The sequence below is a fragment of the Allobosea sp. CCNWLY174 genome (assembly GCF_037120455.1).
Classification (GTDB): domain Bacteria; phylum Pseudomonadota; class Alphaproteobacteria; order Rhizobiales; family Beijerinckiaceae; genus Allobosea; species Allobosea lupini.
Window position 1 is genome coordinate 109,304 of sequence record NZ_JBBBBQ010000012.1, and the last position, 15,300, is coordinate 124,603.

At 65.1% G+C, this 15,300-nt stretch carries 10 protein-coding genes; 9 read left to right on the top strand and 1 reads right to left on the bottom strand.

What is annotated here, in order from left to right:
* The first annotated feature begins 170 nt into the window (after positions 1-170).
* The 3 genes from V7S63_RS25805 to V7S63_RS25815 all read left to right on the top strand — a co-directional run bounded on the left by V7S63_RS25805 (position 171) and on the right by V7S63_RS25815 (position 5,672).
* Complete coding sequence (locus V7S63_RS25805) at positions 171-2,249, top strand: hydantoinase/oxoprolinase family protein (RefSeq protein ID WP_336532374.1); 2,079 nt, start codon at positions 171-173, stop codon at positions 2,247-2,249.
* Positions 2,250-2,263: 14 nt separating this feature from the next.
* Positions 2,264-4,156 (top strand): hydantoinase B/oxoprolinase family protein, encoded by a 1,893-nt coding sequence (locus tag V7S63_RS25810; protein ID WP_336532375.1) that lies wholly within the window; start codon positions 2,264-2,266, stop codon positions 4,154-4,156.
* A 133-nt stretch (positions 4,157-4,289) separates the two neighbouring features.
* Complete coding sequence (locus tag V7S63_RS25815) at positions 4,290-5,672, top strand: MmgE/PrpD family protein (RefSeq protein WP_336532376.1); 1,383 nt, start codon at positions 4,290-4,292, stop codon at positions 5,670-5,672.
* A 75-nt stretch (positions 5,673-5,747) separates the two neighbouring features.
* Here the strand turns inward: V7S63_RS25815 and V7S63_RS25820 are convergent, their stop codons facing one another.
* A complete protein-coding gene (locus tag V7S63_RS25820; protein ID WP_336532377.1) occupies positions 5,748-6,410 on the bottom strand; it encodes an isochorismatase family protein in 663 nt (220 codons plus the stop codon).
* Positions 6,411-6,866: 456 nt separating this feature from the next.
* Between V7S63_RS25820 and V7S63_RS25825 the strand changes: the two genes are divergently transcribed.
* From V7S63_RS25825 to V7S63_RS25850, 6 genes are all read left to right on the top strand, one after another.
* Positions 6,867-8,264 carry an MmgE/PrpD family protein gene (locus V7S63_RS25825; protein ID WP_336532378.1) on the top strand — a complete coding sequence of 466 codons (1,398 nt, stop codon included), beginning with the start codon at positions 6,867-6,869 and terminating at the stop codon, positions 8,262-8,264.
* A gap of 63 nt (positions 8,265-8,327) precedes the next feature.
* Positions 8,328-10,010 carry an ABC transporter substrate-binding protein gene (locus V7S63_RS25830; RefSeq protein WP_336532379.1) on the top strand — a complete coding sequence of 561 codons (1,683 nt, stop codon included), beginning with the start codon at positions 8,328-8,330 and terminating at the stop codon, positions 10,008-10,010.
* 7 nt (positions 10,011-10,017) lie between these two features.
* A complete protein-coding gene (locus V7S63_RS25835) occupies positions 10,018-11,040 on the top strand; it encodes an ABC transporter permease (RefSeq protein ID WP_336532380.1) in 1,023 nt (340 codons plus the stop codon).
* Positions 11,037-11,951 carry an ABC transporter permease gene (locus V7S63_RS25840; protein WP_336532381.1) on the top strand — a complete coding sequence of 305 codons (915 nt, stop codon included), beginning with the start codon at positions 11,037-11,039 and terminating at the stop codon, positions 11,949-11,951. The genes V7S63_RS25835 and V7S63_RS25840 overlap by 4 nt, the downstream gene beginning before the upstream one ends.
* Positions 11,941-13,731, top strand: coding sequence for an ABC transporter ATP-binding protein (locus V7S63_RS25845; protein WP_336532382.1), 1,791 nt, complete (start codon positions 11,941-11,943; stop codon positions 13,729-13,731). Before V7S63_RS25840 ends, V7S63_RS25845 begins: the two co-directional genes overlap by 11 nt.
* Before the next feature lie 16 nt (positions 13,732-13,747).
* Positions 13,748-15,289: an ABC transporter substrate-binding protein gene (locus V7S63_RS25850; protein ID WP_336532383.1), complete on the top strand. Its 1,542-nt coding sequence runs from the start codon at positions 13,748-13,750 to the stop codon at positions 15,287-15,289.
* The last annotated feature ends 11 nt before the right edge of the window (positions 15,290-15,300 follow it).

Genomic DNA, 15,300 nt, shown 5'->3' on the forward strand with positions numbered 1-15,300 from the left:
GGTCTGCGCGATGCAGGCTTGCCGGGATTGCGCCGCGCAGCCGCGGCGCGAGCGCGCTCCCATGAATGCCTCTCCCGATCCGCCAACGAGGCGCGCCGGTGTCACTCGGCTCGCATCAACCGCCTCAACGGCGGCCGAGCACGACCAGGACTGTTTCAGGGGAGAGCATCATGGGGACCGCGGTGGCCGGGAAGGCATCCTATCGCCTTGGCGTCGATGTCGGAGGCACCTTCACGGATCTCCTTCTGATCGAGGAGGAGACGGGCCAGCTCTACAGCGCGAAGGTGCCGTCTACGCCGCAGGATTCCTCGGTCGGCGTCCTGAACGGTATCCGCAAGATCTGCGCCGAGGCCGCGATCGATCCGCGCAGCATCGAACATGTCATGCACGGCACCACGGTCGCTACGAACACCGTCCTGACCTCGCGCGGCGCGAAAGTCGGGCTGGTGACCACCAGGGGTTACCGACAGACGCTGCAGATCGCTCGTTCATTCGTGCCCGGCGGGCTCGGTGGCTGGGTGATCTGGAATAAGCGCCCGCTCCTTGCGCCGCTGGAGCTGACGATCGAGGCCGACGAACGCATGGGTGCCAAGGGCGATGTCGTGCGTGACCTCGACGAGGCCGATCTCGAAGCAAAGCTGGTGAAGCTGCAGGCCCGCGGCATCGAGGCGCTGACGGTGTCGCTCTTCAATGCCTATGCCAATGGCGAGCACGAGCGTCGGGTCAAGGCGATCGCCGAGCGCGTGATGCCGGGAGTGCCGGTCTCGATCTCCAGCGACGTCATCCCGGAGATGTACGAATATGAGCGCACCGAGACAACGGTGGTGAACTCCTATGTCCGGCCCGTCGTCGCCAAATACATGGAGAACCTTCATAGGGAGCTGACCGCCAGCATGGGCGACGTCAAGCTGCACGTGCTGCGCTCCGATGGCGGGCTCGCCTCGGTCGAAAGCGCCAAGTCGGCCCCAGTCAACCTGCTGATGAGCGGCCCGGCCGGCGGTGTTTCCGGCGCGCTCTGGATCGCCCAGCAAGCCGGCTACAAGAACCTGCTCACCTTCGACATGGGCGGCACCTCGACGGACGTGGCGCTGATCCAGGACGGCGTCGCCCAGCAGCGGCGCGAGACGCGCGTCGCCGACGTCACCGTGCGCGCCTCGTCGATCGACGTGCGCACGGTCGGTGCCGGCGGCGGTTCGATCGCCTATGTGCCCGAACTAACCAAGGCCCTTCGCGTCGGCCCGCAGAGCGCCGGCGCGGCGCCGGGCCCGGCCGCCTATCGCAAGGGCGGCACCGAGCCGACCGTCACCGACGCCAATGTCGTGCTGGGCTACCTGCCGGCGAATTCTCGCCTGGGCGGCGACATGGTGATCGATCGCGACCTCGCGACGACCGCTGTCGAGAAGATTGCCACAGCCCTCGACATGCCGGCCAAGACCGCGGCCGCCGGCATCATCGACATCGTCAACGAGAACATGTTCGGCGCTCTGCGGCTGGTCTCCGTCGAGCAGGGCTACGACCCGCGCGACTTCGCCCTCGTCGCCTTCGGCGGCGCCGGCCCGCTCCACGCCAATGCCATCGGCAAGCTGATGAACTCCTGGCCGGTGATCGTGCCGCCGGGGCCAGGCGTGCTGTGCGCTTATGGCGATGCCACGACACGACTGCGTGACGAGGCCTCGCGCACGCTCGTGCGCCGCTTCGGCACGCTGAGCGATGCCGAGGTCCTCCAGGTGCTGGAGCAACTCGCCGAGGAGGCGGCCAAGGCGCTTGCGGCCGAGGGCGTGACGGCGGCCGAGTTGGACACCACCCTCCAGATCGACGTGCGCTATCACGGCCAGGGTCTCGGCATCCCGGTCGCGACCACACTGGAGACGTTCCGCGAGACGGGTCTTGCCGGGCTCGGCGAGTCCTTCGACGAGATGCACACCCAGCTCTTCACCTTTGCGCTGGATGCCGAGCACGAGCTCGTCACGCTGCGCGCCATCGTCCAGGGCCCTGTCCCCAACGTCAAAGCCGAGGCGCTCGCCAAGGGCGGCCGCGACCCCGGCGCCGCACTGATCGAGACCACCACGATCTTCGTCGAGGGCGCAGACCACGAGGCGGGCGTCTACGATCGTACCAGGCTGCTCGCCAGCAATGTCGTTCCCGGTCCCGCGATCGTGGCGCAGATGGATACGACGACCCTCATCCTGCCCGGCCATGAGGGCGAGGTCGATGCCACCGGCTGCATCCTGATCCGCCCGTCGAACTGAACGGAAGCACGACCATGCCCGCGAAGATCATCCAGACCAACGCCACGCCGTTCGACAAGGTCGCCGTCGAGCCGATCACCCTCGACATCATCGAGAACGCCCTGCGCAATGCCCGCGCCGAAATGGACGCGGTGCTCTTCCGCACCGCGATGTCGCCCGGCATCCGCGAGCAGCACGACGCCTTCCCGATGATCGCCAACAACGACGGCAAGATGGTCGTCGGCCAGTTCGGCTCCTTCCTCTACGGCTTCATGCAAGGCTATGAGGGCACGATCGAGGAAGGCGACGTCTTCCTCACCAACGATCCATATTCCTGCGACGGCGCGGTCAGCCATCTCAACGACTGGCTGACGATGATGCCGATCTACCGGGACGGGCGGCTGATCGCCTGGGCCGCGATGTTCGGGCACATGACCGACACCGGCGGCAAGGTTCCGGGCTCGCTGCCGACCGATGCGACGCAGATCTTCGAGGAAGGGATCCAGATCCCGCCGATCAAGATCTTCCGCAAGGGCGAGCTGAACGAGGACGTATTCAACCTGCTGCTGCGCAATTGCCGGCTGCCGCACTGGAATCGATCGGATTTCAACGCGATCATCGCTGGCCTGCGCCTCGCCGAGCGTCGCGTGCGCGAGATCAGCGATCGCTTCGGGGTCGACACCTTCATCTCGGCGATGAACGAGATGCTGGAGCGGAATCGCGTCGCTATGGGCGCGATCATCAAAATGTTCGTTCCGGCGGACAAAAAGGCCTATTTCGAGGACTATATCGACGATGACGGCATGGGCCACGGCCCCTACAAGATCGCCTGCTCGATGTGGCGGGAAGGCGATGTCGCCATCTTCGACTTCGAGGGCACCGACCCGCAATCGATCGCCTCGGTGAACTTCCTCCTCAATGAGGAGATGTTCAAGATGTTCCTCGGCGCCTTCACCATCAACCTGTTCGATCCACAGATCCTGTTCAACGACGGCTTCTACGATCTGGTCGATGTCCGCATCCCGAAGGGCAGCATCCTGAAGCCGCAGCGCCCGGCCGCCCTGTCTTGCCGTACCCACCTGCTCGGCCGCATCTTCGACCTCATGGGCGGCCTGCTCGGACAGGGTGCGCCCGACGCGCTCAACGCCGCCGGCTTCTCCGACAGCCCGCACCTGATGTATTCGGGCTATGGCGAGGACGGCGAGTGGTACCAGCTCTTCCAGATCGGCTTCGGCGGCATTCCGGGCCGGCCGGTCGGTGACGGGCCCGACGGGCACTCGCTCTTCCCGGCTTTCACCAATGTGCCGAACGAGTATCTCGAGGCCTACTTCCCAATGCGCATCCTCGCCTACGAGACGATCGCGAGCTCGGGCGGTGCCGGACTGCATCGCGGCGGCAACGGCGTACATATCGAGTACGAGTTCCTGCAGCCGGGAGAGATCTCGATCCATGACGACCGCTGGCTGACCTATCCGTGGGGCGTCAACGGCGGCGCTCCGGGCATGCGATCGACCAAGCGCATCGTCCGCGCCGACGGCAGCCAGGCGCTCGTTCCCTCGAAATGCGACCGTATCCACGTCGCGCCGGGCGATGTGCTGCATTTCGACACCTGGGGCGGCGGTGGCTGGGGCGACCCGCTGAAGCGCGACGCGGCGCTGGTCGCCAAGGATGTCGAGCGCGGACTCGTGACGCAGGACGGCGCCCGCGCCTATGGCGTCGTCGTGTCGGCCGACGGGGATCTTGACGTTGCCTCCACCGAGGCCCTGCGCGGCGAGATAGCGGCGGGGCGCGGCGAGCTGCCCCTGTTCGACCGCGGCGGCACGATCCCGGAGATCCTGGCCCGCGCCAAGCAGGAGACGGGCTTCGATGCGCCGAAGCCGCCGCGCTTCAAGGTGCCGCAGAAAGCGCTCGAGCGTCAGAGCGCATGAGCAAGGCGACGGGGCGTCCTGCGGCTTGACAAGCTGACGAGCGAGAGAATGAATTCGTATTCAATTCTCTGATCGCGACGATGGATGCCAGAGCAATGCACGCTGTACCCCCGCCAGTCCTTCCGAGCCCAACATGACCGATCCGTTTCCGATTCTGGTCTCCCACGTCTCAGGCCTGCGTTTCGCGGCGCTTCCGGCCTCCGCGATTCAAAGGATGAAGGTCTTCATCCTCGACACGCTCGGCGTTGGCGCGGCCGGCTCGAACGGGACCGATCTTACGGCGATGAATGCGCTCGCAGCCAGCTGGGGCACGGCGGATGAGGCACATGCCTGGGGCACGGGCGACCTGCTTCCTGCTCCATCGGCCGCCTTCGTCAACGCCTACCGAATCCACTCCCTGGAATTCGACTGTCTGCACGAGCGGGCGGTACTGCATCCGATGGCGGCGATCCTTGCCGCGGCGCTCGCCTATTGCGACCGGCGTGCGCGGCAGGGCCGGCCCGTGAGCGGCCAGCACCTGATCGCGGCCTGCATTGCGGGCGTCGATATCGCCACCTTTCTCGGCTTCGCCGCGCGCGGCCCGCTGCGCTTCTTCCGGCCCTCCACTGCCGGGGGCTTCGGGGCCGCCTCGGCAGTCGCCAATCTGGCGGAGCTTTCGGACGAGCGCACGGCGAACGCGCTGGGCATCCAATATTCTCAGGCCTCCGGCACCATGCAGGCGCATGTCGAGGGCTCGCCCTGCCTTGGCCTTCAGGTCGGCTTCGCGGCGCGCGCCGGCATTGTCAGCGTCGATCTCGCCGAAGCCGGCCTCTCCGGCCCCCACGATATTCTGACCGGGCGTCACGGCTATTTCCGTCTGTTCGAGGCTGATCAATTCCAGATCGAGGGCGAGATCGAGCGGATCGGCCGCGAGTTCCAGATCGAGGAGATGGCGCATAAGCCCTTTCCGAGCGGACGCCTGACGCATGGAGCGGTCCATGCGCTGATGCTGCTGCGCGAGAGACTGGGCTTTTCGGCGGCGGATCTGCGCCTATTCGAGTGCTTCGTGCCGCCGGTGGTCGCGCGGCAGGTGGGGCGGCCGGATGTGCCGAACCCCGCCGCCAATTACGCGAAGCTCTGCATTCCGTTCGTTGCCGCGACCTATCTCAGGCGTGGCGAGGTCACCGTCGACGGCTTCCTCGGCACCGCGGTGCTCGACGATCCGGAGACACACGCTATCGCCGGGCGCGTGGTCGTCACCGAGGACGACAATCCCGATCTCAACGCGATGACGCCGCAGCGCTTCCGGCTCACACTGGCGGATGGCTCGCGCCACGACCTGACGCTCGACCACGTGCTCGGGCACCCGAAGGTCCCGCTGACGCAGGAGCAGCATCTTTCCAAATTCCGGACCGCATGGCGCTCGGGCGGGCTCGAGGCCGCGGCGGGCGAGAAGCTGATCGCCCTCGTCGACGGACTCGAAGCCCTCGACGATGCGGCGGCGCTGAGCCGCGTGCTCTCGCCATCAGGGGCGTAGACGGCGATGGCGCGGTGCATGATTTCGCCCGCGCCATGGTCGCGCCCCATGGGCACGACGGAGAGGTCGCTGCGCTCAGCGCGCCCGAGAGCCGGCCGTTTCCTGGGTGCTCAGCGACTTGAGGAAAGCGATGATCTCCTGCTCCGAGACGACGTCGGCATATTTGGCGTTCATGTCGAAGAGATTGGCTTCATGCGGATCGCGGTGCCGATCCCCACAGGCCTCGCGCACGACGCTGGTACGAAAGCCATAGGACATCGAGTCGACGCAGCTGGCGCGGACGCAGCCCGACGTGGTGAGCCCGGTCAGGATGACACTGTCGACTCCGGACGCCGTCAGCGTCGAAGCAAGCGAAGTTCCGAAGAAGGCGCTCGGATACTGCTTGGTGACGACGATCTCATTGTCGCGCGGAACCAGCCCCTCGGCGAAGCCCGCCGTCTTGCGGCCCGGAAGGAAGGCCTTCAGCGGCTTGGCCTTCTCGAAAAAGCGTCCACCGTCGAGGCCTTCGGCCTGGTAGCGCACCTCGGTCAGCACGACAAGGACGCCGGCCTCGTGCGCGGCTTCGCGAACGCGCAGCGCCGACGCGAGCGCGTCCTCGACGCCGGCGTACAGATCGCAGTTCCGGTCGAAATAGGCGTCGGCGAAGTCGATCAGTACGAGCGCAGGATTACGCCCGAAACCAACCTGATTGGCGTAGGCGCGTCGGTAATTCTCAGCAAGGCTTTCGGTATCCGACATTTCGATTCCTCGTCCTTCGACGCCAGTTCGGCGGAGCTACGGTGCAATGCGCGGCCCGGCGGCGAGCGGAGGCTGGCGGCTTTCGACCAGAGCCTCCCCAAGGCCACGCTAGCAGCATTCGAATCCTTATGCGGCACGTCGACCTGCGTCAATGATGACTGCGCATGCATTTTGCTGTCGTGGCCCTCCCCATGGTCGGTACGAATGCGAAGGCGATGCGCAGCTCGCGCCTCTTCGCGCGGAAATACGGCTATATTTTCGACAGAACCAAAGCAGATGTGATGGCTTATCAAGCAAAAACACAGACGTCATCCTCTGCGAGATCACCACGTCGTCGTGCATTCTCCGAGGCGCTCGCGCAGAGAAGGCAGCGAGACGGAGAAGCCGCTTGCATGCGTATGCGACGAATGTTACGGTTTGAAGGAATTCAAGCGAGCGCAGGGGAGCGAGAGACCGTTGTCTGATCCACGCGAGCATTCGCAGGCCGAGGAAGAGCGCTTCGCAGCGGAGCGCTTCGCGCGACACGCGTTGAGCGTCTCGTTTCCTGACCTTTCGGCGGATGCCGTGGCCCAGGCGAAGGTTTTCATCCTCGACAGCTTCGGCGTCGGCATTGCCGGCTCGACCGCCAGCGGCGCGGCCGAAATCCTGACCGCTGCCAAGGGCTGGGGCAGCGGAGACGATGCGCGGGTCTGGGGCCGTCGGGATAGGATGCCTGCCCCGCTGGCGGCGATGATCAACGCCTTTCAGGGGCACTGCCAGGAATACGACTGCGTGCATGAGGGAGCGGTGCTGCACCCGCTCACCACGCTCATCCCCGCGCTGACCTCCCATTGTGAGCGCGCCGGCGGAATCTCGGGCCGCGACTTCCTGACGGCGGTTGCGGTCGGGGTGGATGTCACGGCGGGCCTCGGCATCGCCTCGCGATCGGCGATGCGTTTCTTCCGCCCCGCAACGGCGGGCGGCTTTGGCGCCACCGCCGCGCTCGGCCGGCTCATGGAACTTCCGGAAGATCGGTTGGCGCGCGCGTTCGGCCTGCAATATGCGCAGACCAGCGGCACCCTGCAGCCGCATGTCGAGGGCAGCGTCGCGCTGCCGCTTCAGGTTGGCTTCAATTCACGCGCCGCGGTCCAGGCCTGCGATCTCGCGCGGGCCGGTGTCGTTGGTCCGCTGGATGTCTTCGAGGGCCCTTATGGCTACCTACGCCTGTTCGAGGGCGAGTGGGATCTCGACCCCGTATTCGACAATCTCGGCAAGGTCTGGCGAGTGGCAGAACTTAGTCACAAGCCGTATCCGGCCGGCCGGGCCACGCATGCCGGCGTGGAGGGCATCATCCGCCTGCGAGAAGAGCACGGCTTTACGGTGGAAGATGTCGAAGCGGTGACGATCGTCGGCCCGCCGGTGACCGCACGGCTCTGCGCCCGGCCGGACATGCTGGAACCCAAGCAGAACTACGCGCAGCTCTGCATGTCTTATATCGCTGCCAAGGTGTTGCTGCGCGGGGAGATCGATCTTGCCCATTACCGGGGCGACGAGTTGACTGATCCGCTGACGCACGAGGTCGCGCGCAAGATCACCATGTTGTCCGACGGCAGCGACAAGCCGAACGCGCTCGTGCCCGTTGACGTCACGATCCGGCTGAAGAATGGCACCGAACTGAGCTGGCGCTGCGAGCAGATGCTCGCGAGCCCGCAACGGCGGCTATCGCGCGAACTGCATTTGAAGAAATTCCGCCGCTGCTGGGAGTTTGCGGCAGATGCACTGACCGCCGACGCACGAGAGACTCTGATCGCCATGGTCGACGATCTCGAGACGGTTCGGGACATGCGGGAGGTCGCACGGCTTCTCGCGCCCTGATGCATTCGGCCGGGCTGCAGTCCGGATTGCTTCACCAAAAAGACAAAGCAGGGGATGATGAACATGAGCAGGATCAGAACCGCATTCGCGGCGTTTGCCGGCGTGGCTCTAGGTGCGATCTGCCTATCCGCCGCGCAGGCACAGACGCAGTTGCTCTATCTCGCAGAGGACGTTCCAGCTGGACTCAACTACGACGGCCCCTCGGTTTCGGTGAACACCTCGCAGACCGGTTTCATCAATCTGATGGAGCCGATGCTCTACTACCCGCCTGGTGAGACCAATGAAGACGGGGTCCGAAAGCTCGACTTCACCAAGTTCGAGGGTCGGCTTGTTGAGCGCTGGGAGAACGATCCGGCGACGAAGACCTGGACGCTCCACCTGCGCAAGGGCGTGAAGGGCTGCTCCGGCAACACGTTCAGCGCCGATGACGTGATCTATACCTTGAGCCGGGCGAAATCCGTGAGCGGCCAGGCACCTATCGGCTGGTTCGTTTCGTCTCTCGCCGCGATTGAAGGCTTCGATCGCAAGGTCTTCGCCAAGGACGCCGACAAGTCGCTCGGCGACGCCGTGGTCAAGGTCGATGACTACACGGTTAAGATCCGCCAGGGCGAGGCGAGCAACCTCTTCCTGATGGTGCTGACCAACTACGCCATGGCGCCGTTCGACAGCAAAGAGCTGAAGAAGCACTCCACCGAGCAGGATCCCTGGAGTCACATCTACGCCAATACGGTGAATCCGACTGGTTTCGGTGCCTATTGCCTCGAGCGCTGGGTCAAGGACGACGAGTTCGTGCTTAAGGCTAACCCCGATTACTACCGTGGCAAGCCGCAGATCGATCGGGTCGTTATCAAGAAGGTTCCGCAGAGCGCCAACCGCACCCTGACCCTGCGGTCGGGCCAGGCACAGCTGACGCAGCGCCTGACGTCGCGCGAGTTCGACAATCTGCGCAATGCGCGTGGCGTGAAGGTCGCCGGCATCTTCGGCAACGAGACGTTGTTTCTGAACCTGAACTGGAAGACTCCGCCTTTCGACAACGCCAAGCTCCGGCAAGCCTTTGCCGCCGCCATGCCTTACGACGCGATTTCGAAGATCGGCTACTCCGGCCAGGCGCGCCCTTGGCAGGCGCATTTCACCCCTGTGCTCAATGGCTATGTCAAACCGCAGGCGCAGTTCGCCAATGATCAGGCTCGTGCCAAGGCGCTGCTTGCGGAAGCCGGTTTTCCGGATGGCAAGGGTCTCGAGAAATACGCCGACAGCCTGAAACTCGCGTTCACGGCCGAGCGGGAATCCTATCTCGGCCCGATCGCGACGACGATCCAGTCTGCGCTCAAGGATGTCGGCATCCCGATCATGCTCGAGCCGATGCCTCAGACCCAGATCTCCGATCGTCGCCTCGTCAAGAAGGACCTGCCGATGTCGATCAGCGACATCGAGAAGCCGGTCGGTCCCGACGTGATCTTCGCGACGAAGCTGTTCTTCGTGTCGGCGGCGGCCGGCGGCGTCAACAACATGGCGAATTACAGCAACGCCGAGGTCGACAAGGCGTTCACCGAAGCTCTGGTGGCGGCAGACCCGGCCCGGCGCCAGGAGCTGGCCAAGTTTATCCAGGAAACGCTGCAGTCCGAACTTGCCTGGATCCCGTTGCTCGAGACCCGCACGCAATGGGCCTTCAGCACCAAGCTGAGCGGCATCACCTGGGCGCCGGACAACGCGCTGCGGATGTTCGATCTCAAGCTCGAGCCCTGAGTATCCGATGAAGCGCTTTATCGCGACGCGGCTCGCTACCGCCCTGCTCCAGCTGATCGGCCTTGCGCTGGTGGTGTTCTTCGCCATCCGCGCGCTACCGGCCGATCCAGTGGCCCGGCTGGTCGGATTGAACGCGTCGCGTGAGGCGTATCTGTCGTCGCAGCGCTCTCTGGGTCTCGACAAGCCCGTCATCGAGCAGCTCGGCGCCTATATCGGGCTCACCCCCGGCGCGCATGGGCTGCTGCAGGGCGATCTCGGGCGGTCCTGGGTCACCGGAGAGCCGATCGGCAGCGAGATCATGCGCTATCTGCCGGTCACGCTGGAGCTGATCACCATAAGCTTCATCATCGCCTTCCTGATCGCTGTGCCCCTCGGCATGCTCTGTGCCTTGAAGCCGGGGGGCGTCGCCGACAAGGCGACCTTCGGCTACAGCCTGTTCGCTGGGTCTCAGCCTGAATTCTGGTGGGCGCTGCTGTTCATCTACCTGTTCTTCGCCCAGCTTGGGTGGGCACCACCGCCGCTCGGGCGTCTCGACCCGATGGCGTCGCCGCCACCAGCCATCACCGGCTTCATCACGGTAGACTCGCTGCTGGCCGGCAATCTCGCAACGTTCTGGAATGGCCTGCATCACCTGATGCTGCCGGTGCTGACCAAGGTCTTCGTCCTGTCGGGGCCGATCGTGAAGATGGTGCGTCAGAACATGGTGCGCGTGCTCTCCTCCGACTATGTGCTGTATGCGCGCGGCAGCGGGCTGCGGCCACGCCGCATCGCCTGGATCTCGCTCAAGAACGCGCTGGCGCCGACCCTGACGCTGCTGGGCGTGCTCTACGGCTACATCCTCGGCAGCGCGGTGCTGATCGAGACTGTGTTCTCGCTCGGCGGCATCGGCCATTACGCCGTCCGCTCCGTGCTCTCTTTCGACTATCCGGCCATCCAGGCGGTCGTGCTGGTCATCGCCGCGATCTCGCTTTTCGTCTATCTCGCGCTCGACATCGTCCATGCGCTGCTCGATCCGAGGATCACGTCATGAGCGACGCCATGCTCGAATCCCAGGTCGAGAGGCTGGCAGCCGATCCGCTCGGCCGCGGCAAGTCCGACTACCTCTTCATCACCGGGGCAGCGATCGTCGTACTGTCGTTGGTTATGATGGTGATCGGCCCCTGGATCGTGCCCTACGAGGTCGGCAGACCGACTGGCCTGATCGCCGAACCGCCCCCTGCCCTTGCCGAGGTGCCCGGCCTGCTCTGGCTCGCGCTGACCGGCGGGCTCGATAAGCCTGTGCACTGGTTCGGCACCGATGCGGCGGGGCTGGATGTCTTCTCCCGCGTCATCGCCGCGCCGCGCGCCGATGTCGCGATCGCTCTGGGGGCCAACGTTTTCTCGCTCGTCGCCGGCTGCCTGCTCGGCCTGGCCGCCGGTTCGGCGCGGCCGATCGTGGGGACGCTGATCATGCGCATCTCCGATCTCGTCCAGGCCTTCCCGGTCTTCATCACCGGCATGATCCTGGTCACCCTGGCCGGGCGCAGCCTCCTCACGATCATGATGACGCTGGCCCTGCTCTACACCCCGATCTACATCCGCCTGACGCGAGCCGAGGTGCTAGCCCAGAAGCAGCGCGGATTCGTTGACGCGGCCCGCGCACTCGGCCGGCGGGAGGCATGGATCGCGCTCGTGCATGTCCTTCCGAATGCAATGACACCGGCGCTCGTCCAGTTCTCCGTCACGATTGGCTTCGCCATCCTGATGACTGCGGGGCTGAGCTTCGTCGGCGCAGGCGTGCGACCGCCGACTCCGGAATGGGGGCTGATGATCGCCGCAGGCGCCGACCAGATCGTGCAGGGCGAGTGGTGGCCGTCGCTGTTCCCCGGGCTCGCCATCTCGATCACCGTGTTCGGCTATGCCGCATTCGGCAACGGACTGGAGCGCCGCTATGCTCAGTGAAGGTGGCAGGCGCGCTTTGCTCTCGGTCCGCGATCTCTCGGTCGATTACGGCCGGCAAAAGGCTCTGCGGGGCGCAAGCTTCGCGATCGAGCCGGGACAGATCGTCGGGCTCACCGGCGATTCAGGCAGCGGCAAGTCGACACTCGGGCTGGCTCTGTTGGGGCTGGCACGGCCGCCGGGCGAGATCGTCTCCGGCTCCGTCCTGCTCGAGGGCCGCGATGTCCTCGCCATGAGCGAGGAAGAACGGCGCGAGGTTCGCGGCCGCCAGATCGGCCTGATCGTGCAGAACCCGCGCGGTTCGCTCAGCCCGCTGCATACGGTCGGCAGCCAGATCGGCAACGTGCTGCGCGCGCATCTCCCGATCACCCGCGAAGACGCGCGCGGGCGCTCCGTCGATCTGCTGCGCAATCTCGGCCTCAACGACCCGGAGCGCCGCGCCAACGCCTATCCGCATGAGATCAGCGGCGGCATGGCGCAGCGCGTGCTGATCGCCATGGCGCTCGGAGCCGGGCCGCGTCTGCTCGTCGCCGACGAGCCGACCAGCGGGCTCGACGTCACGATTCAGGCGCAGTTCCTCGATGAGCTCTGGAAGGCCGCTCGCAATGCCGGATCAGCGGTTCTGCTGATCACCCAGGACCTCGGCATCATCGCGAATTACTGCGACCGTGTCATGGTGATGGACAAGGGCGCCATCGTCGCGCAGGGCGACGTGCGGGAGTTCTTCGCCAACCCGCAGGACGACTACAGCCAGACGTTGCTGTCCCTGGAGCGCGCACCGCCGCCCAAGCAGCTGACCGATCCCGCGCCACTGCTCCATGTCACCGGCCTGAGCAAGCAGTTCCGGCTGCGCAGCTCCGGCAAGACGCTGCAGGCCGTCGATTCAGTCGAGCTCGAAATCCGGCGCGGCGAGACGCTCGGCCTCGTCGGCGAGAGCGGCTCCGGCAAGACAACTGCCGGGCGCTGCCTGCTGCGACTGGTCGAGCCCGACTCCGGCACGATCCTGTTCGAAGGTCGCGACCTGAGAAGCGCGGCCGCAGCCGAGATGCGCAAGCTGCGGCGCAAGGTGCAGATCGTCTTCCAGGACCCGCTCGACTCGCTCGATCCGCGCTGGACCGTCTCCTCCATCATCGGAGAGGCTCTCGACAAACCCACGCCCGAACGGATCGCTGAGCTCCTGAGGCTGGTAGGCCTGGACCCGGCGATCGCCGCGCTGAAGCCTCGCAGTCTGAGCGCCGGCGCGCAGCAACGTGTCGGCATCGCGCGCGCCATTGCGCCCGATCCGGCGCTCATCGTTCTCGACGAGCCCACCTCGGCGCTGACGCCGCTGGCCCGCGTCGAGATCGTCAAGCTGCTCCGCGACCTGCAGGAGCGCCTAGGCACCTCATACCTGTTTATCTCGCACGACCTGAACACAGTCGAGCGCCTCAGCCACCGTGTGGCGGTGATGTATCTCGGTCAGATCGTCGAGGTCGGCACGCGCGAGCAGGTCTTCGATACGCCGCGGCATCCTTATGCGCGTGCCCTGCTTTCGGCGCATCTTGCTCCGAACCTGTCGCGTCGGCGCGTGGACAACCCGCCGAAGGCGCAGCTCAGCGGCGAAATTCCAAGCCCAATCGATCTTCCTGCCGGTTGCTATCTGGCAGGCCGATGCCCGCAGGCACTGGAAAGCTGCCGGCGCGAGCCACAGCCGCTGCAGCGCATCGGCGACGGGCGCCAGATCCGTTGCACACCGGAGGCCACCAAGGCCCCGACGGAGATCATCGACTACGCCGAAGCTTAAAAAAAGGGGATAGGACATGACGATCGACCGCCGCACACTGCTCAAGACCGTCGCCGCCGGCGCCGGCATCAGCCTGCTGAGAACCCCGGCCTTTGCCGCCGATGGCACGTTGACCATCGCGCTGCCGAACAACCCGTCGACGCTGGACCCGATCCAGATCTCGAACCACGATGCGATGGCCATCTCCAATGCCATCTTCGAGAACCTGCTCGAGGTGGATGTCGACGGCAACATCGTGCCGTCGCTGGCGCACAAGCTGCCGGAGATCAACGACGATGCAACCCGCTTCGCGTTCGATCTGCGCGACGACGTCGTCTTTCAGAACGGTCAGAAATTCACTGCCGAGGACGTGAAGTACAGCTACGAGTACATGCTCGATCCGAAGAACAAGTCGATCCGCCGCACGCTGTTCTCGCCGATCAAGGAGATCGTCATCGAGAGCCCCACCCGGGTGGTGTTCAACCTGAGCCAACCCTATCGGCCCTGGCTGCAGTACATGACCAAATTCATGGGCATCTTCCCGAAGGGCAGCCGCGAGGCGAAAGGCGACGACGCCTTCAAGAACGCCCCGGCCGAGCTCGGCACCGGACCCGGCATCTTCGTCGAGTGGCAGCCGGATACCCAGATCGTCATGCGGCGCAATCCGAACTACTGGCGCAAGGGCGTGCCGGCCTGGCAGCGCGTCGTCGCGAAGATCGTGCCCGACGACGCCTCCCGCATGGCATATCTGATGACCGGCCAGGCCCAGATCATCAGTTCGCCGCCGCCGCGCGACTTTGATCGCCTCAAAACGGCACCCGGCATCAAGACCGGCAGTAAGGTCGCGATCGGCGGGATGTGGTTCATCCAGACGAATACCAAGCGTGCGCCGTTCGACGATGTGAACTTCCGCAAAGCCGTGTCGAGCGCGATCGATCGCAAGGCGATCGCGAAGGACGTGTTCTATGGGTTGCTGGATGCCTCCGCGACCCCGGCGCCGACCGGCGTCTCATACTACAACCCCGATGCCGACAAAGCCGCTGGATTCGATCTCGACAGGGCCAAGGCCTATCTCGCGAAGTCGAAATACGCCGACAAGCCAGAGTTCGAGATGCTCGTGCCTTCCATCCCGTATCTGTTCGACGCCAAGGACGCGGCAGTGGTGATGCAGGCACAATTGGCACGCGCCGGAATCACCATGAAAATCACGCCAATGGAGCAGCCGCAGATTCTAACGCGTGCGCTGGCCGGGGCGCAGGTCGCGTCGCTGATGCCTTTGATGGCTCCAGCCGATCCGACCTTCATCATCCAGATCACCTTCACTGCAAACCAGCTGATGTCGAAGTCGTCTGGTTACACCAACCCTGAACTCGATGCGGCAATCCAAGAGAGCTACAAATACCCGGACTCCAAGCGGCTCGACCCGGTCCTCAAGAAGATCCAAGCGATTTTGGTCGAGGATCAGCCCAACATCTTCCTCGGCTTCGTGGGTGTGGCCAATGCCTGGCGCGAGGAGGTCACTGGTTTCAAGCCGAATACGGGCCTCTCGATGTGGGTCCGGGACGTCAAGACGAGCTGAGTGACGGTATC